Origin of the sequence: Variovorax sp. W1I1 (genome assembly GCF_030815625.1) — a bacterium.
GTDB classification, from domain to species: domain Bacteria; phylum Pseudomonadota; class Gammaproteobacteria; order Burkholderiales; family Burkholderiaceae_C; genus Variovorax; species Variovorax paradoxus_C.
Window position 1 is genome coordinate 6,258,409 of sequence record NZ_JAUSWZ010000001.1, and the last position, 21,692, is coordinate 6,280,100.

21 protein-coding genes are annotated in these 21,692 nt (G+C 66.4%); 4 read left to right on the forward strand and 17 right to left on the reverse strand.

Translation table 11 applies throughout. The annotated features are described in order from the left end of the window. Positions 1–3: 3 nt before the first annotated feature. Genes QFZ83_RS29130 through QFZ83_RS29140 form a run of 3 tightly spaced genes read right to left on the reverse strand, consistent with a single transcriptional unit; the run spans position 4 to position 3,142 of the window. The gene (locus QFZ83_RS29130; protein ID WP_307511852.1) at positions 4–1,251 is read right to left on the reverse strand and encodes an amidohydrolase family protein; all 1,248 of its coding nucleotides are present in this window, start codon (positions 1,249–1,251) and stop codon (positions 4–6) included. After that, entirely contained in the window at positions 1,248–1,760 is a 513-nt protein-coding gene (locus QFZ83_RS29135; protein ID WP_307511853.1) for a GAF domain-containing protein, read from the reverse strand. Before QFZ83_RS29135 ends, QFZ83_RS29130 begins: the two co-directional genes overlap by 4 nt. A 14-nt stretch (positions 1,761–1,774) precedes the next feature. After that, on the reverse strand, positions 1,775–3,142 hold the full coding sequence (locus tag QFZ83_RS29140) for an MFS transporter (protein WP_307511855.1): 1,368 nt from the start codon (positions 3,140–3,142) through the stop codon (positions 1,775–1,777). 121 nt (positions 3,143–3,263) lie between these two features. On the opposite strand from QFZ83_RS29140, the gene QFZ83_RS29145 reads away from it, so the two are divergent. After that, positions 3,264–4,181 (forward strand): LysR family transcriptional regulator, encoded by a 918-nt coding sequence (locus tag QFZ83_RS29145; protein ID WP_176661047.1) that lies wholly within the window; start codon positions 3,264–3,266, stop codon positions 4,179–4,181. Here the strand turns inward: QFZ83_RS29145 and QFZ83_RS29150 are convergent, their stop codons facing one another. Genes QFZ83_RS29150 through QFZ83_RS29165 form a run of 4 tightly spaced genes read right to left on the reverse strand, consistent with a single transcriptional unit; the run spans position 4,182 to position 9,121 of the window. Continuing rightward, positions 4,182–5,990, reverse strand: coding sequence for a feruloyl-CoA synthase (locus QFZ83_RS29150; RefSeq protein ID WP_307511858.1), 1,809 nt, complete (start codon positions 5,988–5,990; stop codon positions 4,182–4,184). Position 5,991: 1 nt separating this feature from the next. Continuing rightward, a complete protein-coding gene (locus QFZ83_RS29155) occupies positions 5,992–6,978 on the reverse strand; it encodes a 3-hydroxyacyl-CoA dehydrogenase NAD-binding domain-containing protein (protein ID WP_373457517.1) in 987 nt (328 codons plus the stop codon). After that, the gene (locus tag QFZ83_RS29160) at positions 6,933–8,147 is read right to left on the reverse strand and encodes an ABC transporter substrate-binding protein (protein WP_307511862.1); all 1,215 of its coding nucleotides are present in this window, start codon (positions 8,145–8,147) and stop codon (positions 6,933–6,935) included. Before QFZ83_RS29160 ends, QFZ83_RS29155 begins: the two co-directional genes overlap by 46 nt. Before the next feature lie 50 nt (positions 8,148–8,197). Then, the gene (locus QFZ83_RS29165; RefSeq protein WP_307511864.1) at positions 8,198–9,121 is read right to left on the reverse strand and encodes a 3-keto-5-aminohexanoate cleavage protein; all 924 of its coding nucleotides are present in this window, start codon (positions 9,119–9,121) and stop codon (positions 8,198–8,200) included. Between the two features lie 125 nt (positions 9,122–9,246). Between QFZ83_RS29165 and QFZ83_RS29170 the strand changes: the two genes are divergently transcribed. Further along, entirely contained in the window at positions 9,247–9,960 is a 714-nt protein-coding gene (locus QFZ83_RS29170) for a Crp/Fnr family transcriptional regulator (protein ID WP_307511866.1), read from the forward strand. Between the two features lie 296 nt (positions 9,961–10,256). Further along, positions 10,257–11,534 (forward strand): hypothetical protein, encoded by a 1,278-nt coding sequence (locus QFZ83_RS29175; protein WP_307511867.1) that lies wholly within the window; start codon positions 10,257–10,259, stop codon positions 11,532–11,534. Positions 11,535–11,616: 82 nt separating this feature from the next. On the opposite strand, the gene QFZ83_RS29180 is transcribed toward QFZ83_RS29175, so the two are convergent. Both QFZ83_RS29180 and QFZ83_RS29185 read right to left on the reverse strand, forming a co-directional pair. Then, a complete protein-coding gene (locus QFZ83_RS29180; RefSeq protein ID WP_307511869.1) occupies positions 11,617–11,829 on the reverse strand; it encodes a 4-oxalocrotonate tautomerase family protein in 213 nt (70 codons plus the stop codon). A 43-nt stretch (positions 11,830–11,872) separates the two neighbouring features. Beyond that, positions 11,873–12,616 (reverse strand): SDR family NAD(P)-dependent oxidoreductase, encoded by a 744-nt coding sequence (locus QFZ83_RS29185; RefSeq protein ID WP_307511870.1) that lies wholly within the window; start codon positions 12,614–12,616, stop codon positions 11,873–11,875. 107 nt (positions 12,617–12,723) lie between these two features. Between QFZ83_RS29185 and QFZ83_RS29190 the strand changes: the two genes are divergently transcribed. Continuing rightward, positions 12,724–13,635: a LysR family transcriptional regulator gene (locus QFZ83_RS29190; protein ID WP_307511872.1), complete on the forward strand. Its 912-nt coding sequence runs from the start codon at positions 12,724–12,726 to the stop codon at positions 13,633–13,635. A 355-nt stretch (positions 13,636–13,990) separates the two neighbouring features. Here the strand turns inward: QFZ83_RS29190 and QFZ83_RS29195 are convergent, their stop codons facing one another. The 8 genes from QFZ83_RS29195 to QFZ83_RS29230 form a co-directional block, all read right to left on the reverse strand. Then, positions 13,991–14,500, reverse strand: coding sequence for a hypothetical protein (locus tag QFZ83_RS29195; protein ID WP_306882868.1), 510 nt, complete (start codon positions 14,498–14,500; stop codon positions 13,991–13,993). A 39-nt stretch (positions 14,501–14,539) separates the two neighbouring features. Then, the gene (locus tag QFZ83_RS29200; protein WP_013538565.1) at positions 14,540–15,241 is read right to left on the reverse strand and encodes an ABC transporter ATP-binding protein; all 702 of its coding nucleotides are present in this window, start codon (positions 15,239–15,241) and stop codon (positions 14,540–14,542) included. Further along, positions 15,241–15,993, reverse strand: coding sequence for an ABC transporter ATP-binding protein (locus QFZ83_RS29205; RefSeq protein ID WP_307511873.1), 753 nt, complete (start codon positions 15,991–15,993; stop codon positions 15,241–15,243). The genes QFZ83_RS29200 and QFZ83_RS29205 overlap by 1 nt, the downstream gene beginning before the upstream one ends. 142 nt (positions 15,994–16,135) lie before the next feature. Continuing rightward, complete coding sequence (locus QFZ83_RS29210; RefSeq protein WP_307511875.1) at positions 16,136–17,089, reverse strand: branched-chain amino acid ABC transporter permease; 954 nt, start codon at positions 17,087–17,089, stop codon at positions 16,136–16,138. Further along, positions 17,086–17,958 (reverse strand): branched-chain amino acid ABC transporter permease, encoded by an 873-nt coding sequence (locus QFZ83_RS29215; protein WP_042580696.1) that lies wholly within the window; start codon positions 17,956–17,958, stop codon positions 17,086–17,088. The genes QFZ83_RS29210 and QFZ83_RS29215 overlap by 4 nt, the downstream gene beginning before the upstream one ends. 194 nt (positions 17,959–18,152) lie before the next feature. Beyond that, a complete protein-coding gene (locus tag QFZ83_RS29220; protein ID WP_013538569.1) occupies positions 18,153–19,328 on the reverse strand; it encodes an ABC transporter substrate-binding protein in 1,176 nt (391 codons plus the stop codon). Then, positions 19,325–20,134 carry an alpha/beta fold hydrolase gene (locus QFZ83_RS29225; protein ID WP_307512839.1) on the reverse strand — a complete coding sequence of 270 codons (810 nt, stop codon included), beginning with the start codon at positions 20,132–20,134 and terminating at the stop codon, positions 19,325–19,327. Before QFZ83_RS29225 ends, QFZ83_RS29220 begins: the two co-directional genes overlap by 4 nt. Before the next feature lie 8 nt (positions 20,135–20,142). Continuing rightward, a complete protein-coding gene (locus tag QFZ83_RS29230) occupies positions 20,143–21,690 on the reverse strand; it encodes a benzoate-CoA ligase family protein (protein WP_307511877.1) in 1,548 nt (515 codons plus the stop codon). Positions 21,691–21,692 lie beyond the last annotated feature (2 nt).

Genomic DNA, 21,692 nt, shown 5'->3' on the forward strand with positions numbered 1-21,692 from the left:
GCTTCAGCCCAGCTCGTCGAACTGGACCACGCCTTCCTTCATGACCAGCGGAATGCGCTCGCCCTGTCCCAGCAGGCATTCGACATCGCGCAGCGGATTGCCATCGACCACGAGGATGTCGGCCAGCGCGCCCGGCACGAGACGACCGAGGCGATCCGGCATGCCCAGCACCTCGGCACCGACCACGGTGGCGCTCGCAATCGCCTCGGCCGGCGACAGCACCTCGGCGCGCAGGCGGAACTCGTCGCTTTGCAGGCGCTGCGATTCGCCCAGCAGATCGGAGCCGAAGCCCATCTTCACGCCGGCCTTCTTGTAGATCTCCAGCGAGCGCAGGCCCGCCTCGCGCACGTCTGCCACCTTGGCGACGCTCTCTTTCGGCAGGCCGAAGCTCTCGCCCTCATTGGCGAGTGCGTCGTAGGTGACCAGCGTCGGTACCGCATAGGCACCCAACTCGGCCATCAGCGCGGCCGTGGGCGCGTCCACGAGGTTGCCGTGCTCGATGGTGCGCACGCCGCAGCGCACGGCGCGCGCGATGGCGGCGGCGGTGTAGGCGTGCGCCATCACGTAGGTGCCGCGCCCCGAGGCTTCTTCCACGATGGCGCGGATCTCGTCCTCGCTGTAGCCGAAGGCGCCCACCGGATCGGTCGGCGAGGCCACGCCGCCGGAGGCCATGATCTTGATCTGGTCCGCGCCCATCTGCAGCTCTTCGCGCACGGCGCGGCGCACCGCATCGACACCATCGACCACGCGCGCCAGTGCCCCGACGCGCACGCAGGTCGAGCAGGTGGCCGCCGGGTCGAGAAAGTCGGAGCGCCCGCGCATGTCGCCGTGTCCGCCCGTCTGGCTCAACGCGCGGCCCGAGACGAACAGACGCGGCCCTTGCGCAAGGCCCGCATCCACCGCCTGCTTGAACGCGAAGCCCGCGCCGCCCGCATCACGCACCGTGGTGAAGCCGCGGCGCAGCATGCCGCGCAGCATGGGCACGCTGCGCAGCGTGATGAGCACGTTGGGCATGTGGACCTGGCGCGAGAGATTCAGCTCCACCGCGATCACGTGCACGTGCAGGTCGATGAGGCCGGGCATCACCGTCTTGCCCTTGACGTCGATGACGCGCGCGGCCTTGCTCTGCAGCGGCTTGTCGGAGACCTCGCGGACCACGCCGCCTTCGACCAGGATGTCGTGGCCTTCGAGCAGTTCGCCGCGCAGCGGATCGAGCAGGTTCGCGTTCTTGAAAAGGACCGTGTTCGTCATGCGATGGATTCCTTGGTCTGTTGCTGCGCCATCACGGCCGGCACCGCCAGTTGCGCGAACACCCGCGCGAGCTCGACGTGGCCGTCGCCGTACCAGTTCTCCTCGTGCAGCATGTTGAGCGTGCCGAGCGTCTCGCCCTGCCAGCGCAGCGGAATGTTCAGCACGCTGCGGCAGCCGAGCGACACGATGAGTTCGTGGTCATAGAACACGTCGCGCAGGTCCTCGGCGTTGCGGCCGATGTAGGGCAGGCCCTGCTGCATCACCTGCTGCATCCACGGCGAATCGGTGATGGGCTTGCGCCCGCCCACCGGGTAGGCCTCGCGCATGTTGGTGTACACGCGCTCGGATTCGCGCGCCTGGCGGTGATGGACCAGGATGGTGAAGAGCCGGTGGCCGATGGTCGCCGCCACCGCCTTGTCGATGGCATCGAAGGTGGCGTGGGGCTGGGCGATGTCGGCGTGGGCGAGTGCCACGGCCGACAGTGAGTCTTCGAGAGATGTCGATTGCATGGTTGTCGGAGTCGTCAGGAAAGTTCGCCGGCCGCGATGTCTTCGAGCGAGCGGCCGCGTGTGGGAATGCCCATGAACGTGACGGCCGCCGCGCCCAGCAGCAGCACCGCCGTCGTCATGCCGAACACACCCGCGAAGCCGGCGGTCGGGTAGATGAAGCCCACCAGGATCGGCGCCGTGATGCCGCCGATGCGCCCGATGGCCGAGGCCAGGCCCGAGCCCGTCGCCCGCACCTGCGTCGGAAACACCTCGGGCGTGTAGGCATAGACGCCCGCGTACGTGCCGTTCATGAAGAAGGACAGCAGCACGCCCGCCGCCATGATCTGCGCATCGCTGTGCGTGAACGCGAGCCCCAGCGCGCAGAGACCGCCCAGCAGCATGTAGCTCACGATGGTGGCCTGCCGGCCGATGCGCTCGTTGAACCACGCGGCCGAAAAGTAGCCGGGAATCTGCGCGATGTACATCACCAGCGAATAGCCGAAGCTCTTGGTGATCGTCATGCCGTTCTGGATCAGGAGGCTCGGAATCCAGGTGAAGAACGAGTAGTAGCTGAAGGTGATCGACAGCCACATCAGCCAGGTCATGGTGCTGATGCGGATGAGCTTCTTGGAGACCAGCGTTGCGTAGTTCGTCAGCAGGTTGCCGCGCGTGGTGCTGGGCGGCGGGGCGGCGACGTCTTCGGCATTGAGCGCGGGCAGCGCCTGGCCGCGGCGCAGGTGGTCGGACTCCATCGCATCCATGATCGCGTCCGCCTCGGCGGCGCGGCCCTGGCTCTCGAGCCAGCGCGGCGACTCCGGCAGCGCGCGGCGCCACCACAGCAACAGCACCACCGGCAGCGCCGTGATGAAGATGACGATGCGCCAGCCCTGCGGGTGCGCGGGCACGATGAAGTAGCCCAAGAGCGCCGCGGCGACGAAGCCGAACGAGAAGAAGCCCGCGAGCGCGCCGGTGAAGGTGCCGCGGTATCGCCGCGCCACGAATTCCGAGAGGTACGGCGCGATGATCGCGCTCTCGGCCCCGGCGCCGAAGCCGGCCACGATGCGCAGCGCGAGGAAGAGCGTCCAGTCGTTGACCATGCCGCTGAAGAGCGAGGCCACACAATAGATCGCGAGCGCCGACATCATCACCTTGCGCCGCCCGATCAGGTCGCCGCAGGCGCCCGCCGCGAGCGCGCCGAAGAAGAAGCCGATGAAGTTCGCGCTGGCCAGCACGCCGATCTGCACGCTGCTCAGCCCCCATTCGGTGCGCAGCACCGGCAGCACGAAGGCGATCACCGCGGCGTCCATCGCGTCGAAGGTGTAGCCGAGGCCCCCCATGAGGAGCAGGCGTCGATGGAAACCAGAGAAGGGTAGGCGCTCGATGCGCGCCGACAGCATGGTCATGGGAATCCCTCGGCTTCAGGTGGGGTGGGGTGAAGCGGCAGATCGTAGGATCGGGGGGATATCACCGCAAATTTATATGCGTGATTGTGTTTATTGAGTCGGTGAATGAACGGGACGCACGATGAACTACCGCAATGCCGATCTCAACCTGCTGAAGGTGTTCGAAGCCCTGATGACCGAAGGCAATGTCACGCGCGCAGCCAGCAAGCTGTCGCTGACGCAGCCCGCCGTCAGCAATGCGCTGCGCCGGCTGCGCGACACCTTCGACGATCCGCTCTTCGTGCGCAGCGGCGCGGGCGTCAATCCGACCCGGCGCGCGATCGATCTCTGGGAGCCGCTGTCGCAGTCGCTGCATGCGATCCGCGCGACGATGGACGACGAGCGCTTCGACGCGCTGCGCAGCACCGCGAGCGTGAGCATCGCGATGTCCGACTACGTATCCTCGATCGTGGTGCCGCGGCTGGCGGCCCGGCTGGGCAAGGTCGCGCCGTCGATGCAGGTTCATGCCATTCCGAACACGTTGGTGGACTTCGGCCCGGTGCTGGCCGACAACAAGGCCGACTTCGCGATCAGCGTCTACAACGAGGAGGTGCGGCGGCCCGCGTTCCTCAAGTCGCGGGCGTTGTGGTCACCCGATTTCCTCTGCTTCATGCGCGCGGGACATCCGCTGGCGCGCACGGGCAAGATTCCGCTGAAGAAATTCCTCGCGGCGCGGCATGTGGATGTGAGCCTGGTCGGCAAGACCACGCCGACCTACGATTTGTTCCTGCGCAGCCGCGGTCTGCAGCGCAACCTGGTCGCGACAGTGAACCACTACGGCGCGGCGTACGAGGCGGTGCGCCGCTCCGACCTGCTCGCGGTGCTGCCGTGGTCGGAGAAGTTCGAACCCTCGCGCCTCGCGGGCCTGCGCATGGTGCCGGTGCCGCTGGAGGCGCCGCCGCGCATCATCGAACTGTTCTGGCACCAGCGGCACGAGACCTCGGCGCTGCACCAGTGGGTCAAGGACACGCTGCTCGCGTTGTTCGAGCAGCCGTCCTGATCAGCCGCGCAGGCGCACCACCTGCGGGTCCGGGTCCGCCGCATGCAGGCGCGCCACATCGGCCGCACGCCGCGCGAGCACCGCGCGCTGGTTGATGTAGCCCTTGTCGGTGATCTCGCCCGCGTCCAGGCTCGGCGGCTCCGCGAGCACCAGCGCGCAGGCCGGGCATTGCGACGAGCCCGCGCCTTCATCGCGCAGCGCACGCAGCACGCCGGCGATGCGTTCGGCCAACGCCTCGGGCGCGAGCGATGCGGCCTGCGGACTGGCGAACACCAGCATGCCGATCTCGTCGAGGTCGTGGCCGGTGAGCACCACGTCCTGCACATGCGGCGCGAGCATCGACACCAGCTTCACGCGCAGCGTGCCCACCGAGACCCAGGTGCCGGTCGAGAGCTTGAAGTCCTCGGCCACACGGCCGTTGAAGATCACGCCGTGCGCGGGCTCCGCGGCGTTCGCGAGGAAGCCGGCGTCGCCGATGCGGTAGTAGCCCTCTTCATCGAACGCCTCCGCCGTTTCACGTGGCGCATCGCGGTAGCCGGGGAACACCGACACGCCCTTGACCCGCATCTCCAGCTTCTGACCGTTGGGCACGAACTTGAGCTCGAGCCCCGGCAGCGGCGCGCCGATGCAGCCGGCGCCGTCGAGCTTCCAGTGCGCGGAGGTGATGGCAGGCGAAGTCTCGGTCGCGCCCCACGAGGTGGTGAGCCACAGCGGCCGCGTGGGCCGCACGCGCTGCGCCACCGCTTCGAGCCGCTGCCATGTGGAAGGCGCGAGCGCGGCCGCCGCATAGAAGGCGAGGCGCAACCGCGAGAACACCTCGGTGGCGAGTGCGTCGTCGGCTTCGAGAAAGGGCAGCAGCATGTCGAAGCCGCGCGGCACGTTGAACAGCAGCGTCGGCTTCACCTCGCGCAGGTTGCGCACCGTCTTCTCGATCAGGCCCGGCGCAGGCCGGCCCTCGTCGATGTAGAGCGCGCCGCCATGGCACAGCACCATGTGCAGGTTGTGGTTCGCGCCGAAGGTGTGGCTCCATGGAAGCCAGTCGACCAGCACCGGCTTTTCTTCCGATAGGAAGCGCCATGTCTGCGCCATCATCTGCTGGTTGGCGCACAGCATGCGGTGCGTGTTGATCACGACTTTGGGCTTGCCGGTGGAGCCGGAGGTCAGCAGGTACTTGGCGTGCGTGTCGGGAAGGATGGCTGCGAAGGCTTCCATCACGGCTGGCGTTTCCTTCGCCGCGAGCAATTGATCGAAGGCCATCGCGCCCGGATGCGCGTCGGCATCGCGGCTGAACACCGTCACGGCCTCGACACCGCAGCCCGCGAGTGCGCCGCCGTACACCTTGGCGTCCGATGCGTAGATCAACGAAGGCCCGAGCGCCTTCAGCATGCCGTGCAGCCGCGATGGGTCCTTCGCCATGCGCGAGTACGCGCTCGAGAGCGAGCACGCGGCGCGGCCGATGTGCATCGTCGCGAGCATCAGTACCGCGTGGTCGATCGCGTTGTCCGAGAGGATCACGATGGGCTGGCCCGCGGGCAGCTTCAGGTCGAGCAAGCCTTGCGCGACCGCACCGACGGCGTGGCGCAGCGCGCGGTAGTCGAGCTTGCGCCAGCCTTCGCCGCTCTCGTCGCGTTCCGCGAACGCCAGCGCATCGGGCGTCTCGCGCGCCCAGCGTTCGATCCATTCGCCGATGCAGCGCGCATAGGGCTTCAGCGTTTGCGGCGAGCGCAGTGCGAAGGAGCCGTCGTCGAAGTCGATGCGCACCGTGCGGGGCGGGGCGATCAGGCCTTCGTCGTGGAGAAAATCGGTCATGTCAGTCGAGTTTGCCGGTGTCGGTCTTCGCGCGAATCAGGTTTAACAGCAGGGTGTCGCGTGCGGCTTCGAGGTCGGCTGTGCGGCGCGCACCCAGTTCCTCTGCGACGCCCGCGGCTACCTTCTGCTTGAGCTCGGCCGTCATCGACGGCGCGCCCAGGTCCTTCCACCAATCTTCGATGGGCCCGCCCAGGTGCGCGAGTACATGTTCGATGCCGCCCGCACCGCCCGACAGATGCAGGTTCATGAACGGCCCCATCACAGCCCAACGCAGGCCGGGGCCGTGCGCGATCGCCGTGTCGATGTCCGCCACGCTCGCCACGCCTTCGTTGACGAGGTGAAAGGCCTCGCGCCACAGCGCAGCCTGCAGCCGATTCGCGATGTGGCCCTTGACCTCGCGCTTCACATGGATCGGCCGCTTGCCGATGGCCGTGTAGAACGCCATCGTGCGTTCGATGACCTCGGCCGAGGTCTTCTCGCCGCCGATCACCTCGACCAGCGGAATCAGGTGCGGCGGATTGAACGGATGACCGAGCACCACGCGCTGCGGATGCGCGCAGCCCGACTGAACACCGCTGATCGCAAGCCCCGACGAACTCGACGCGAGGATGGTTTCCGGCGGCGCTGCCGCGTCCATGCGGCGGAACAGATCGATCTTGAAGTCCATGCGCTCGGGGCCGTTCTCCTGCACGAAGTCGGCGACCGATACCGCGTCTTCCAGGCTGTCGTGAAAGCGCAGCCGGTCGATCGAGGCACCCTCGGCAAGGCCGAAGCGCTCCAGCGTCGGCCAGTGCTGCGCGACGGCGGCGCGCAACCTGTCTTCGGCGCCGGGCGATGGATCGGTCGCGTTCACGTCGAGCCCTTGCGCAAGGAAATACGCGGTCCAGCTCGCACCGATCACGCCGGTGCCGACGACCGCGACACGTTGCACACTCAAGAGGGTCATGATTTCCACCGCGCGCAGCGGCTCTCTGCCTTCGTCGTCCATGCGGCCTCGCCGCGGATCGGCTCGACCACCTTGTAGTAGTCCCACGGCTCTTTCGATTCGTCGGGGGTCTTCACCTGCATCAGCTGCATGTCGTGCACCATGAGGCCGTCGTCGCGCAGCCACCCGCCCTTGACGAACATGTCATTGAACTTCGTCTTGCGCAGTTGCGCCATCACCTTGTCGGCATCGTCGCTGCCGGCCGCCTTCACCGCCTGCAGATATTGCAGCGCGGCCGAGTAGTCGCCGGCATGGAAGGAGGAGGGCATGCGCTTGTGCTTGTCGAAGAACCGCCGCGCCCAGGTGCGCGCCTCGGGGCTCTGGTTCCAGTACCAGCTGTCGGTGAGGTACATGCCCTGCGAGGTTTTCAGGCCCAGCGCATGCACGTCGTTGATCGTGATGATCATGCCGGCCAGCTTCATGTTCTTGCTGATGCCGAACTCGGCCGCCGACTTGATCGCGTTCACCGTGTCGCCGCCCGCATTGGCGAGCGCCAGCACCTGCGCCTTCGAGCCCTGCGCCTGCAGCATGAAGGACGAGAAATCGCTCGCGCCCAACGGGTGCTTCACCGAACCGGCCACCGTGCCGCCGCTGGCGTTGATGATCTTGGCCGCATCGGTCTGCAGCGCGGCGCCGAAGGCGTAGTCGGCGGTAACGAAGTACCAGCTCTTGCCGCCCGCCTTGACCACCGCGGTCGCGGTACCGCGTGCCATCGCCACTGTGTCGTAGGCGTAGTGCACCGTGTAGGGCGAGCAGTATTCGTTGGTGAGGCTCGAGGCGCCCGAGCCGACCACGAAGTACGGCTTCTTCTTGTCGGCCGCCACGCCCGCCATGGCGATGGCCGCGCCTGAGTTGACGCCTGCGATCAGCATGTCGACCTTCTGCACGTCGAACCACTCGCGCGCTTTCGCGGCGGCGATGTCGGGCTTGTTCTGGTGGTCGGCGGTGACCAGCTCGATCTTCTTGCCGTCGATGGCGCCGCCCATGTCGGCAATGGCCATGCGGATGGCCTCCGCGCCGGCCGGGCCGTCGTAGTCGCGGTAGATGCCCGACATGTCGCTGATGAAGCCGATGCGGATGGTGTCGTCCGACACCTGCGCCGAGGCGCCGGTGCTGGCGAAGGCGGTGCCGAGTGCGATGGCGAGCGCAGTGCGCGAGAGGGTGATGTTCATGGTCTTGTCTCCGGTTGTTGTATTTGTTCGTTGGTTCGTTCGTTCTTCGATCAGCCCATCGCGAATTCGGGCCGCGGCGTGCCGGTGCGCGGCAGCCCCATCATCTGCCGCGCCTCGGCCGGCGTGGCTACTTCCATGTCGAGCTCGCGGATCACCCGCACGATGCGCTCGGTGAGCTGCACGTTGGTGGCCAGCTCGCCCTGGCGGAAGTAGAGGTTGTCTTCAAGACCGACGCGCGCATGCCCGCCCAGCAGCAGCGCCGCCACGTTGGCTTCGAGTTGCGAGGGGCCGATGCCGCTCACGCAGAAGATGCTGCCCTTGGGGAGCGTGTCCACCATCATCTGCAGGAAGCGCGGCGAATACGGCATCGCGTTCTGGAAATTGCGGTGCACGTTCATCACGAGGTTGATGAAGTACGGCTCCTCGTCGTGCCCCTCGCCGATCAGCGTGGTCGTGTCCTGCAGGATGTGCGTGGGGCTGAACACCTCCCACTCGGGCTTGATGCCGCGCGCCTTCATGCCGGCAGCCAGTTCTCGGCCCTTGGTGATGGGGGTGTCCATCAGGATCTGCTTGCCCTCGAAGCTCAGGTTCAGCGTGGTCGCGTCCAGCGTGCACATCTCGGCGCCGGCGTCCATGCCCTTGATGCGCTCCTCCCACGCGATCTCCCAGCGGCCGCCTGCGAGCGGCTTGACCATGTCGCCGTGCACGCCGCCGCCGGTCGAGTTGTTGATGACGATGTCGCTGCCGCCCGCGCGGATGCGGCTGTTGATGTCGCGGTACACCTCGGCGTTGCAGGTGGCGCCGTCGTCGGGCCGGCGCGCATGGATCGCCACCACGCTCGCGCCGGCGTTCCAGCAGCGCAGCACGTCGGCGGCGATCTCGGCAGGTTGCGTAGGCAGGTGCGGGTTCTGTGACTTGTGCGCCATGCCGCCGGTCGGGGCGATGGTCACGATCACTTTGCGCTTGGACGACATGGCGTTTTCCTGGTGTCTTGCATGAGGGGCGCGCTATTATTTTTGGGAGCGCAGGCACACTCAGTCATCGCGACGACATTTGGGCTCAGGGTTTACGCACCCGCGCCTCCAGGAGCTTTCATTCCATGCCCACGAAGAAGGCGGAGCCGCCCATCACGGCGGCATCGCTGACCATTTCGCAACTGCTGCAAGGCTCGGCCTGGTTTCCGCTGCTCGATGCGGCCGCGCGCGAGCGCGTGCTCGACGAGATGCGCGAGGTCGAGGTGGCCGCCGGCGCCGCCCTGTGCCGGCGCGGCGACACGCCGCTGCACTGGTACGGCACGCTCGAAGGGCTGCTCAAGTGGTCGATCACCTCCAGCGACGGGCGCTCGGTGACCTTCGGCGGCCTGTCGGTCGGCAGCTGGTTCGGCGAGGGCACGCTGCTGCGCGCGGTGCCGCGCTCGGCCGACATCATTGCGCTGCGCCCGAGCCGTGTTGCCCAGTTGCCGCTGGAGACCTTCGAGTGGCTGCACCGCACGCAGCGCGGCTTCGATCATTTCTTGTTGCAGCAGATCAACGAGCGGCTGCACTGGTTCATGGGCAACTACGCGGCGCACCGGCTGCTCGATGCAGACAGCCAAGTGGCGCGCGCGCTTGCCGGGTTGTTCCACCCGTGGCTGCATCCGGGGAGCGAGCCGTATCTGCAGACTTCGCAAGAGGAGATCGCGAATCTCTCGGGCGTGTCGCGGCAGCGGTGCAATGCGGCGCTGAACCGGTTGAAGGAGGCGGGCTTCTTGCGGATCGAGTACGGGGGAATCACCGTGATCGACTTGGAAGGCCTACAGCGCTTCATCGAGTGAGTGACATTCGATCGAAGAAAGCTTTTGGCTTAATTTCTTGCGGTCATTTCGCCCAGCACCCGAACAACGTGGCGTCGAGGCGACTTCCAGTGCGTTCTTATGAATGCGAAAACCAAGGTTTTCGTTACATTCGTTTCCGACCTGCGGCATCGCTGCAGGCGCATCGAATCAATACGAAAGCAGAGGGATACATGAGGAGAAGCGTTGGAACCGCGTTCGTCGCGGCGTTGGTTTTTGGCTTGGCCGGCTGCGGCGGTGGTGGTGGCGGGGGAGGCGGAGGTGGAGGTGGAGGCGGTTTGGTCTTGCCGCCGATCGGCGTGGTGCCCACGCCGCCTCCCACGGTCGCCGAATTGAAGCTCACGGTCGAGATCGCTGGAAGCGCAGCCACGCCGGACGGCGCGGGCAAGTACACCGTGTTGCCCGGGCAGCAGGTCGTGGTCAAGGCAAGCGACAGCGCCGCATGGCTCGGGAGTGCACAAGGCACGGGCGTCACGCGCACCGATGTCGACACCACTGCCACGCAGTGGATCTCGCGCTTCGCCAATTCCGGCGCGACGGATGGCAGTTTCAAGCTCGTGGCCAGTGCCTCCAGCGACCGCTCGAAGGAATTGAACTTCGTGGTTCAACCGGGTGATTACCGGAATGGCGACTACATGGTGTTTGCGGCCAATGGCTCACGCCAGACCTTCAGCGTCGACTTCGACAAGGCAACCTACAGCATGACGGACGCGGCCGGCGACAAGACTTCCGGCACGTTGACGGCGGGCGGGGCTCCGGCCAACGCATGGACGATCGCCAACAGCCGCATCACCGGCACCAACACCTCGTCGCTCAAACCGCTGCAGGACAGCATCGTCGGCGCGTTCCCGTTCGCCGCGGCGTTTTCGTCCCCGGTGACCTATGCAGCAGCGCCCTTCGTTGCGACCCGCGCGTTCGTGCTCAACCAGGCCAAGCTGGACGGTACCTACGACCGCGCGCGCATCGAGATCACCAGCAGCACCGACCGCGAATCTGCCATTGCGCAGATCCAGATCTCGGGCGGCGGCGCGGTGATGAAGCAGTGCACCGACCTGGTCATCTACCGCATCGAGAGCTGCCCGGCGGGCAGCGTGTCGACGAGTTCGATCGAAGCCGACGGCACCACCGGCCTGTGGCTCATGAAAGACGCCGCCGGTGCCTTGCTCGGGCGCTTCGGCATTGCCAACATCGATGGCGACAAGATCTACCTGAGCGCAGGGACCTCACCGGCCACCTCGGGTCAGGTGCTGGCCATCGGCGTGCCGGCTGCGACAGGCTATGCCGACTTCAACGCCAGCGGCTGGTCGACAAAGGGCACCATCGACCTCGCCACCGTGGCATCGCCAAGCTATACGCTGTCGTCGGCGCCGATGACAGCAGTTGCCGGCCCACTCGCGCTGGGCACCCCTGGCCCCAGCAACCCACAAGGTATCCGCTCGGCAATCACCGGCTCGGACACCTACTTCGCGATGCGTTCGCGCAGCCTGGACCTGCTGATCGGCGCGCGCAGCCAGTCCGCAACGCGGGGCTTCCTGCACTTGGGCGTGATCCAGTAAGCGCCTCGCGTTGAACGCGAAGCCCGCGCGCCGAACCCGGCGCACGGGCTTTTTTTCATTGAGTCCGCCAAGGCGCTGCCGGCTACTTGCCCTCCGCCAATCGCTTGCGGTACTCGGTTGTCGTCACGCCCCCGAACCCCCAGTCATCGGTATCGATTTCCTCGATCACGATGTGCGTCCACTCCGGCGGCTTCTTCAGCACGCGTTCGAGGACTTCGGTGAACTCGGCGATGACCTGGGTTTTCTGCTCGCGCGTGACGCCGTCGCGGGTGATCTTCAGATTGACGAAAGGCATGGTGTGCTCCTTGGGTGAGTGGATGAGTGCGTGAGCGAGGCGATTACCAGGTGCCGGCGCTCGCGCCGCCGTCCACCGCCAGCACCACGCCCGACGTGAAGCCGGCGCCGGTGAGGTACAGCACCGCATCGGCGATCTCGCGCACGGTCGCGATGCGGCCGGCGGGCGCCAGGCCGCTCAAGAAACTGTGGTTCTCGGCCGGGTGCATCGGCGTGTCGACGATGCCGGGCGCCACCGCATTCACCTGGATGTTGTGCGGCGAGAGCTCGAGCGCGAGGGCGCGCGTCGCCGCATTGATGCCGCCCTTGACCAGCACCGGCACCAGGGCCGGCACCTTCAGGTTCGGCTGCAGCGCGATGCCCGCGGTGATGTTCACGATGTGACCCTTGCGGCGCGGAATCATGTGCTTCGCGGCGGCCTGCGAGGCGTAGACGAAACCCTTGAGGTTGGTGGCGACCAGCTGGTCGAGCTCTTCCTCGGTGTAGTCGACGAAGGGCTTGGCGTTGAAGATGCCGGCGTTGTTGATGAGCACATCGACGTGGCCGAAGCGCGCCACGGCGCGGTCGATGAGCTGCTCGGCCGTTGCACGCAGGGCGATGTCGCCCGCGACGCCGAGAAAGCGCGCCGGGTTGCCCAGCTGCTTGGCGGCAGCGGCGAGCCGCTCGTCGGTGCGGGCACCGGCGACCACGTTGAAGCCGCGTTCGAGGTACGCCGCCGCAAGGCCCAGCCCGATGCCGCTCGAGGCGCCGGTGATGACGACGGTGGAAGGTGAAGTGCTGTCTTGCATGTCGGTTCTCCAGAAGAGTTGATGAGGTGAGGAGAACTGTATTGATGACGCAGCCGTAGATAAATCGCTAGACTCGCACTTCACTTGATACGTGGAGTAATCAATCCATGCAACGGCAGTTCGGCGACATCCTCCTTGGCAGCATCGAACTCTTCTGCCTCGCGGCGGAGACGGGCGGCTTCACCTCGGCGGCGCTCGCCGCGGGCGTGACGCCGGCGGCGGTGAGCCGATCGATCTCACGACTGGAGAAACGACTCGGTCTTCGCCTGTTCGTGCGCACCACGCGCAGCGTGCGGCTCACCGACGCGGGCCGCTCCTACTTCGCGCAGTGCCGCCAGGCGCTCGCGCAACTCGCCGAGGCCGAGCGCGAAGTGATGGGCCAGCAGGCGCAGCCCTCGGGCACGCTGCGCATCAGCGTGCCGACCACCTACGGCCACCACCGCATCCTGCCGATGCTGTCCGCGTTCCGCGAACGTTATCCCGACATCCGGCTGCATGTGCACCTGAGCAACCGCAACATCGATTTCGTCGAAGAGGGATACGACATGGCCGTGCGCGTGCGCGCCCAGCCCGACTCCACGCTGATCGCGCGGCACCTGGAGGACGCGGCGCTCGTGGTGGTCGCGACGCGCAAGTACCTGAAGGCGACTGGCACGCCCCGCACGCCGGACGACCTCGTCGCGCACGAGTGCATCCAGTTCGAGCTGCCCAGCAGCGGGCGCCGCATCTCATGGCTCTTCAAGGAAGACGGCAAGGACCGCGAGGTGCTCGCGGACAGCGCCTACAGCTGCTCCGACGACGTGCTCGGCGGCGTCACGCTCGCCAAGAGCGGCGCCGGGTTGTTCCAGACCTACCGCTTCGTGGTGGAGAAGGAGCTTGCCGACGGCTCGCTCGTCGAGGTGCTGAAACCGTTCGCGGGCCGCTCGCGCCCGTACACGCTGCTGTACCCGGATGGGCGCCATGTGCCGCTGCGCATGCGGGTGTTCATCGATTTCCTGATGGCGCAGCGCGCTGCGTAACGCTGGCGAAGGCCGAGGCCTGAGGGCAGTGGGCTGCTAGTGGTCGGAGAAAGACTTTCCCTTCATGCCAGATGGCGTGCAACTTTTTCCAGAACCGCGCGCTGATTGGTAGCAGGTTCTTCTTGAACAGCGCGGGGGACATGAAACCTCTCCACGACCTCGAAGACGTGTTGCAGTGCTGGTTCGTTGCCTGTGACAAGTAGGTTGCACAGATGTCGAACAAAGTCGGCGAACGCCGCCTTATGCGGCAGCGAAGCTCGTCGGCCCACTCAGCCTGGATTTCTTCCCATCTGCCTGCAAGCCTGGGGCGAGCCTCGACGAGGAGCGGCATCATTACGCCGCATCGATCATTGGCTCAAGGCAGCTTCGGCCGAAAGGTCGCCATGGTGGCATTGAAAAGCTGCCCGGCAGCCTCCCTGCCTGGCTCACAGACCATCAACAGATTGAGGACTTTGCGGTTGGTCACGTAGCCGACGAAGAGAAAGACGTTTTCGTTCGCGACCTCTGCCACGTAGCTCATCTCAAGGCCGACGCCTCCCGAGTGCGGCCGGATCGATTGCTGCAGGACTTCCACGCGACCAGGAAATTGCTGCTCGTGCGCCTCGATGCGGCTTTTGATGCAAACCTCTGCCAGCCCTTGTCGTTTGTCTCCAGGCACCTCGTAGAACTGCACGCTCAGGACGATGGCGGCCTTCACGTGCTCTGAGTAGAAATTGAGGGAGTTCGCATCCGGACCCGGCATCGTCTTCCAGTGGTCGGGAAGGTCGAGCATGAACTCGTTGTAGGTGTGCTGGACCACACCAGCGATACGAACCTCCTTGGGGAAGGGAGGCGGTGCAACGGAAAAGGTGTAGTTCAGCTTCATCGCAAAAGCATGCCATATCTGAATGGCTGCACCACGCGCCTAGACGCCCAGCAGCTCCTCGAGCGCCTGCGGCTCGGCCAGCAGATCGGCCGACGCCCCGTGCCGCACGATCTGCCCCTTCTCCATCACCACCGCGAGGTCGGTGTGCGCGAGCACCTTGCGGTAGTCGCGGTCCACGATCAGCGTGGCGATGCCGGTGCTGCGGATCTCGCCGATCACGCGCCAGATCTCGGCGACGATGAGCGGTGCGAGGCCTTCGGTCGCCTCGTCGAGGATCAGCAAACGCGGATTGGTCATCAGCGCACGGCCGATGGAAAGCATCTGCTGCTCGCCGCCCGAGAGCTGCTGCCCGCCGTGCGAGAGCCGCTCGGCCAGCCGTGGAAAGGTCGCCATCACGCGGTCGAAGGTCCAGGCGCGACGGCCGTCGATGCCCGCGCGCTCGCTCATCACGAGGTTCTCGCGCACCGAGAGGTTCGGGAAGATGCCGCGGCCCTCGGGCACGTAGCCGATGCCAAGGCGCGCCATTTTCTCGGGCGGCCAGCCGGTGACGGTGCGGCCATCGACCTGCACTTCGCCCGAGGCGGGGCGCACGTAGCCCATCATGCTGCGGATGAGCGTGGTCTTGCCCATGCCGTTGCGCCCGAGCAGGCCCACCGAAGTGGCCGTCGGAATGCCGGCATGCACGCCGCGCAGGATGTGGCTGTTGCCGTAGTAGGTGTTGAGGTCGCGGACGATCAGCATCAGTGGTCTTCTCCGAGGTAGGCGGTGCGCACTTCGGGGTTCTCGCGAATCGATGTCGGGTCGCCGGTCGCAATCACCGTGCCGTTCACCATCACCGTGATGCGGTCGGCGATGCGGAAGACCGCATCCATGTCGTGCTCCACCAGCAGGATCGCGTGCGTGGCTTTCAGCCGCGCGAGCAGCGTGAGCATGCGGTCGGTTTCCTCGGCGCCCATGCCCGCGAGCGGTTCGTCGAGCAGCAGCACGCGTGGATTCGTCGCGAGGCACATTGCCACTTCGAGCTGGCGCTGCGCACCGTGGCTCAGCGTGCCCGCGATGCGCAGGGCTTCGTTCGAAAGACCCGCGGCTTCGAGCGCCGCATCGGCCGCAGCGTTGCTTGTCGCACACCGCTGCGAGGCCTGCCAGATCGACCAAGGCCGCGCGGTCGCGGCCTGCGCGGCGAGCCGGCAGTTCTCGTGCACGCTGAACTCCGGAAAGATGGTGGTGCGCTGGTAGCTGCGGCCCACGCCGTCGCGCGCGCGCCTCGATTGCGCGCGCTGCGTGATGTCGATGCCGTCGAGCGCGATGCGGCCTTCGGAGGCCTCGATCTCGCCCGAGAGCATGTTGATGAGCGTGGACTTGCCCGCGCCGTTGGTGCCGATCACCGCATGCACTTCGCCGACGTGCAGGTCGAGCGTGACGGCGTTCACCGCGGTGAGGCCGCCGAAGCGGCGGGTGAGGCCTTCGACGGAAAGCAGTGCAGTGGTGTTCATGGCATTGCTCCTTCCCCTTCCGGGGGAAGGTTGGGATGGGGGCAAGCGGCGCTGGCGGACATGGTGCTTTTGCGAAGGCCGCTTGCCCCCACCCCCGCCCTCCCCCGGAAGGGGAGGGAGAAAGACAGAAGATGGAAGCGGGTCATGCGGCCTCCTTCGGCGAGATGCGCTTCACGAGGCCGATCAACCCCTTCGGCAACCACGCCACGAACACGATGATCGCGATGCCCAGCGTGAGCTGCCAGTGGTCCGCGAGCGGCCCCATCACGGCGTGCGTCGAGAAGATTTCCTTCAAGAGCGTGAACGCGATCGCGCCGATCACCGCGCCGCGCAGGTGGCCGAGGCCGCCGAGGATCACCATCAGCAGCACCTCGCCCGAGTTGTGCCAGGCCATCAACTCGGGGTTGACCACCCCGTCGCGCGAAGCGAGCAAAAAGCCAGCGAGCCCCGCCAGCGCACCCGCCAGCACGAAGGCCGCGAGCTTGTAGCCGTACACCGGGAAGCCCGCAGCGCGCATGCGCTGCTCGTTCACGCGGATGCCCGCGAGCGCCGCGCCGAAGCGCGAGCGGCGAATCAGAGCGAGCAGCCCGTAGGTGAACACCAACGACGCGAGCACCACGTAGAACAGTACCGTGCGGTTCTCCAGGTCGAGTGCGCCGATGGCGGGCCGCACGTACATGTAGATGCCGTCGCTGCCGCCGCCGACCTTCGTGTCGTGGAACACGAAGAAGGCCATCTGCGCGAAGGCCAGCGTGACCATGATGAAGTACACGCCGCGCGTGCGCAGGCTCAAGGCGCCGACGAACAGCGCATAGAGCGCCGCTGCGCCCATGGCCATCGGCAGCAGCAGCGCGAAGTTGCCGCCTTCGCTGCCTGATGCAAGCACCGTCACGTACGCGCCGATGCCGTAGAACGCTGCGTGGCCCAGGCTCACGAGGCCGGTCATGCCGACCAGCAGTTCGAGGCTCAGCGCGAAGATCGACAGGATCATCACCTTCACGACGAAGTCCGAGGCGTAGTTGCCCATCAACGGGCCGGCGATGCCGATGAGCAGCGCGCAGGCCAGGGGCACGAGGAATGCACCCTTCTTCATCATGGCCGCCTCCCCATCAGCCCTTCGGGCTTCCAGATCAGCACGATGGCCATCAAGAGGTAGATGCCGATGCCGCTCAAATCCGCGAAGAACACCTTGCCGAAGGTGTCGACAAAACCCACCAGCAGCGAGGCCAGCAGCGCACCGGTGATCGAGCCGATGCCGCCGATCACCACCAGCACGAAGCAGATGATGAGCACGCTCGCGCCCATGTTGGGGTACACCGAGGACATCGGCGCGGCGATCATCCCGGCCAACGCGGCGAGCGCCACGCCCGCCGCGAACACGATGCGGTAGAGCCGCTTCACGTCGATGCCCAAGCCCCGCACCATGTCGCGGTTGCTCGCGCCGGCGCGGATCATCATGCCCAGCCGCGTGCGGTTCACCACCCAGTACAGGCCGACCGCGAGCACGATGCACGCGGCCGATGCGAAGAGCCGGTACCACGGGTAGCTCATGACGTTGCCGAGCGCAAAGCTGCCGTCCAGCCAGGCGGGCACTTTCACGCCATGCACGTCGTTCCCCACGAGGATGGAGCGCAGCTCCTCGAACACCAAAATGAGCCCATAGGTCATGAGCACCTGCTGCAGGTGGTCACGCTGGTAGAGGTAGCTGAAGAACGCCCATTCGAGCAGGTAGCCGAAGATCGCCGCGAGCACCACGCCCGCCACCAGCATCAGCAGGAACTGGTCGCCGAACAGCGGCGCGAGCGAGAACGCGAGATACGCGCCGATCATGTAGAAGCTGCCGTGCGCGAGGTTGATCACGCCCATGATCCCGAAGATCAGCGTGAGGCCCGACGCCACGAGAAAGAGCAGCAGTCCGTACTGAACGGAGTTCAGGCACTGGACGAGGAAGGTTCCGAAATCCACAGGGTGATACCGGTTGGAAGCAAAGACGAAGGCCCCTCACCATCCATTCGACGATCCGTTCGGCCTGAGCTTGTCGAAGGCTTGCCAGGGTTGTGCCCTGGCTTCGACAGGCTCAGCCCGAACGGTGGTGATAGTGGTGGGGTGGTGTGGAACGAACGTTTGGGAAATGACGTGGAATGCGTGCGGTGCGCGGCTTACATCCTGCAGCCGCGTGCCGGATCTGCCAGGCCCTTGATCGCGGTGCTCACGAGCTTGTTCTCCTTGCCATCCACCTTGCGCAGGTAGATGTCCTGCACCGGGTTGTGCGACTTGCTCATGGTGAAGGTGCCGCGCGGGCTGTCGATCTTGGCCTTCTCGATGGCGCCCGTGAACTCGGCCTTCTTCGAGATGTCGCCCTTGGTCGCCGCGAGGCCCACGCCCAGCATCTGTGCCGCGTCGTAGCCCTGCACCGCATACACGTCCGGCTGCAGCTTGAACGACTTGGCATACGCCACGCGGAAGGCATTGTCGCGCGCGGTGTTGAGGCCGTCCGCGTAATGCAGGGTGGTCAGCATGCCCTGTGCCGAGTCGCCTTGCGCATCGAGCGTGCCGTCGGTCAGGAAGCCCGGGCCGTAGAGCGGAATGGTCTTGTTGAGGCCCGCAGCCTGGTAGTCCTTGACGAACTTCACCGCGCCGCCGCCCGCGAAGAAGGCGTACACCGCATCGGGCTTGGCCGCCGCGATTTCGGTGAGGAGCGCCTGGAACTCCACGTTGGGGAAGGGCAGCGTGAGCTGCTTGTCGACCTTGCCGCCGTTCTTCTCGAAGCCTTCCTTGAAGCCGTTGACCGACTCGTCGCCGGCCGCGTACTTCCAGGTGATGGTCATCGCCTTCTTCTTGCCCTGCTGCTTGGCCGCGACCTCGCCCATCGCGAAGGCCGGCTGCCAGTTGCTGAACGAGCTGCGGAAGATGTTGGGCGCGCACATCGGGCCGGTCACCGCGTCGGCGCCGGCATTCGGCACGATCAGCACGGTGCCGCTTTCCTTGGCGGCCTTGGCCATCGCCATCGCGACGCCGGAGTGCACGGTGCCCACGATCACGTCGACGTTGTCGCGCTTGATGAGCTTGTTGACGTTGTCGGTTGCCTTGGCGGGATCCGATTCGTCGTCGACCTTGAAGTACTCGATCTCGCGGCCCGAGAGCTTGCCGCCCTGTTCGTCAACGTAGAGCTTGAAGCCGTTCTCGATGGCCACGCCCAGCGCGGTGTAGGTGCCGCTGTACGGCAGCATGAGGCCGACCTTGAGCTTGCCGGTGCCCTGGGCGCCGGCCGCCGAGGCGAGGGCGGCGAAGGCGATGGCGGTGAGCGCGAGGCGCGCGGTGCGGATGGTCGTCATGGTGTCTGTCTCCTGTTTTTGGTGATGAAAGCGGCGGTTGCGACGGTGACACGTTCCGGCTGATCGCGATGTGGGGAATGCCCGCATTCAGGGATTTCCACCAGTTCGCAATCGCCGGCGACGCGCGCGGCAATGCCGCGGACCTGCGCGAGCGTTCCGTACTCGTCGTCGATGCCCTGGATGGCGAGCACCGGGTAGCGGATGGCGTCGAGTTCGGCCTCGATGTTCCAGTCGCGAAAGGGCGGATGCAGCCAGATGCGGTTCCAGCCCCAGAAGGCGGAATCGGCACTGTCGTGGTAGCGGGCGAGCTTCTTCGGCAGGTCGGTCGAGAGGTAGGCCGTGCGGGCCAGCTCGATGTTCGCGACCGTCACGTCTTCCACGAAGATGTGCGGGGCCAGTACGACAAGGCCCGACACACGCTCGGGAAAGCGCGAGGCATACAGCAGCGAGATCGAGCCGCCGTCGCTGTGGCCGAAGAGCCAGGGCTTTTCGTGGTCGAGCTTCAAGGCGGTGAAGAGGGCAGGCAGCACCTCGTGCGCCTGGCGGTGCATGAAGTCGACGTCCCAGATCTCGTTGTCTTCGCGCGGGGTGGAGCGGCCGTAGCCGGGACGCGAGAACACGAGGCCGCGGGCGTCGGCGGCCTCGCAGATTTGCGCGGGGAAATCCTTCCACATCGCGACGGAGCCGAGGCCTTCATGCAAAAAGACGATGAGCGGAGCGTCGGTGCGCTCGGGGGCGATCCACGCGCACTCGACCTGCACGGCGCGGCCGCGCCAGGCGATGGTGGTGAAGTCGGGCGTGTGCATCGCTGCGCTCACGCCTGCTTCTCGCGCTCGCGCAGGCGGAAGCGCTGGATCTTCCCCGTCGCCGTCTTCGGCAGTTCGCTCACGAATTCGAGAAAACGCGGGTACTTGTACGGCGCGAGGCGCTCCTTCACGAAGGCCTTGAGTTCATCCTCGGTCGCGGCACTGCCGTCCTTCAGCACGACGAAGGCCTTGGTCTTGGTGAGGCCCTCTGCGTCTTCCTTGCCGATCACCGCGGCTTCGAGCACAGACGGATGCTGCATCAGCGTGGCCTCGACCTCGAACGGCGAGACATAGATGCCGCTCACCTTCAGCATGTCGTCGCTGCGGCCCGCGTAGGTGAAGTAGCCGTCGGCATCGCGCGTGTACTTGTCACCGCTCTTGGTCCAGCCGCCCTGGAAGGTGTCGCGCGACTTCTCGCGGTTGTTCCAGTACATGAGCGCCGAGCTCGGGCCGCGGATGTAGAGGTCGCCGACTTCGCCGTCGGGCACGGGGCGGCCGTCTTCGCCGCGCAGTTCGACCTCGTAGCCCTCCACCGGCTTGCCCGTGGTGCCGTAGCGCACGTCACCGGGGCGGTTGGAGATGAAGATGTGCAGCATCTCGGTCGAGCCGATGCCGTCGATGATCTCGCAGCCGTAGTGCGCCTTGAAGCGCTGCGCGATCTCGCCGGGCAGGGCCTCGCCGGCGGACGAGCACATGCGCAGCGCGACAGTGTCGCGTGCGGGCAGCTTGGGCGAGGCGAGCATGCCGGCGAAGCCCGTGGGTGCACCGAAGAACACGGTGGGCTTGTGCTCGGTCCAGCGGCGGAAGGTGGCGTCGGGCGTGGGCCGCTCGGCCATCAGCACGACGGTGGCGCCGACGGTGAGCGGAAAGGTCAGCGCATTGCCCAGGCCGTACGCGAAGTACATCTTGGCGGCCGAGAAGCACACGTCGTCTTCGGTCAGCGCGAGCACCGGCTTGCCGTAGAGCTCGGCCGTCCACCAGAGGTTGGCGTGCGTGTGGACCGTGCCCTTGGGCTTGCCGGTGGAGCCGGAGGAATAGAGCCAGAAGCCGGGGTCGTCGGAGGCGGTGTTCACTGGCGCGGCCAGCGGTTCGGCCTTGGCGAGTGCGGCGTCGAACTCTTGCGCGTTTTCCGGCAACGAGCCGGTGGGCTGCGAGACGATCAGCGCCTGCAGCTCGTGCGCACCGCGCCCCATCGCATCCTGCAGCGTCGGCAGCAGCGCGCCCGACACCAGCGCGGCCTGCGCGCGGCTGTGGTCGAGCATGTAGGCGTAGTCCTCGGGCGTGAGCAGCGTGTTGACGGCGACGGGCACGATGCCGGCGTACAGGCAGCCGAGGAAGCTCACCGGCCAGTCGTTGGTGTCGAGCATCAGCAGCAGCACGCGCTCTTCGCGGCGCACGCCTGCGGCTTTCAGCGCGGCGGCCAGGCGGCGCGCGCGGTCTTCGAGCTGGCCGTAGCTCAGCGTGCCGCGGTCGTCGATGTAGGCGGCGCGCCCGGCGCGGCTGCGGTTGAGTGCGAACAGGTGTTCGGCGAAATTGAATCGTGCGGGCAGGCTCATCG

Coding starts and splice junctions, on each gene's coding strand:
- QFZ83_RS29130 (WP_307511852.1), bottom strand. CDS start 1,251: ATGACGAACACGGTCCTTTTCAAGAACGCGAACCTGCTCGATCCGCTG.
- QFZ83_RS29135 (WP_307511853.1), bottom strand. CDS start 1,760: ATGCAATCGACATCTCTCGAAGACTCACTGTCGGCCGTGGCACTCGCC.
- QFZ83_RS29140 (WP_307511855.1), bottom strand. CDS start 3,142: ATGACCATGCTGTCGGCGCGCATCGAGCGCCTACCCTTCTCTGGTTTC.
- QFZ83_RS29145 (WP_176661047.1), top strand. CDS start 3,264: ATGAACTACCGCAATGCCGATCTCAACCTGCTGAAGGTGTTCGAAGCC.
- QFZ83_RS29150 (WP_307511858.1), bottom strand. CDS start 5,990: ATGACCGATTTTCTCCACGACGAAGGCCTGATCGCCCCGCCCCGCACG.
- QFZ83_RS29155 (WP_373457517.1), bottom strand. CDS start 6,978: ATGGACGACGAAGGCAGAGAGCCGCTGCGCGCGGTGGAAATCATGACC.
- QFZ83_RS29160 (WP_307511862.1), bottom strand. CDS start 8,147: ATGAACATCACCCTCTCGCGCACTGCGCTCGCCATCGCACTCGGCACC.
- QFZ83_RS29165 (WP_307511864.1), bottom strand. CDS start 9,121: ATGTCGTCCAAGCGCAAAGTGATCGTGACCATCGCCCCGACCGGCGGC.
- QFZ83_RS29170 (WP_307511866.1), top strand. CDS start 9,247: ATGCCCACGAAGAAGGCGGAGCCGCCCATCACGGCGGCATCGCTGACC.
- QFZ83_RS29180 (WP_307511869.1), bottom strand. CDS start 11,829: ATGCCTTTCGTCAATCTGAAGATCACCCGCGACGGCGTCACGCGCGAG.
- QFZ83_RS29185 (WP_307511870.1), bottom strand. CDS start 12,616: ATGCAAGACAGCACTTCACCTTCCACCGTCGTCATCACCGGCGCCTCG.
- QFZ83_RS29190 (WP_307511872.1), top strand. CDS start 12,724: ATGCAACGGCAGTTCGGCGACATCCTCCTTGGCAGCATCGAACTCTTC.
- QFZ83_RS29195 (WP_306882868.1), bottom strand. CDS start 14,500: ATGAAGCTGAACTACACCTTTTCCGTTGCACCGCCTCCCTTCCCCAAG.
- QFZ83_RS29200 (WP_013538565.1), bottom strand. CDS start 15,241: ATGCTGATCGTCCGCGACCTCAACACCTACTACGGCAACAGCCACATC.
- QFZ83_RS29205 (WP_307511873.1), bottom strand. CDS start 15,993: ATGAACACCACTGCACTGCTTTCCGTCGAAGGCCTCACCCGCCGCTTC.
- QFZ83_RS29210 (WP_307511875.1), bottom strand. CDS start 17,089: ATGATGAAGAAGGGTGCATTCCTCGTGCCCCTGGCCTGCGCGCTGCTC.
- QFZ83_RS29220 (WP_013538569.1), bottom strand. CDS start 19,328: ATGACGACCATCCGCACCGCGCGCCTCGCGCTCACCGCCATCGCCTTC.
- QFZ83_RS29225 (WP_307512839.1), bottom strand. CDS start 20,134: ATGCACACGCCCGACTTCACCACCATCGCCTGGCGCGGCCGCGCCGTG.
- QFZ83_RS29230 (WP_307511877.1), bottom strand. CDS start 21,690: ATGAGCCTGCCCGCACGATTCAATTTCGCCGAACACCTGTTCGCACTC.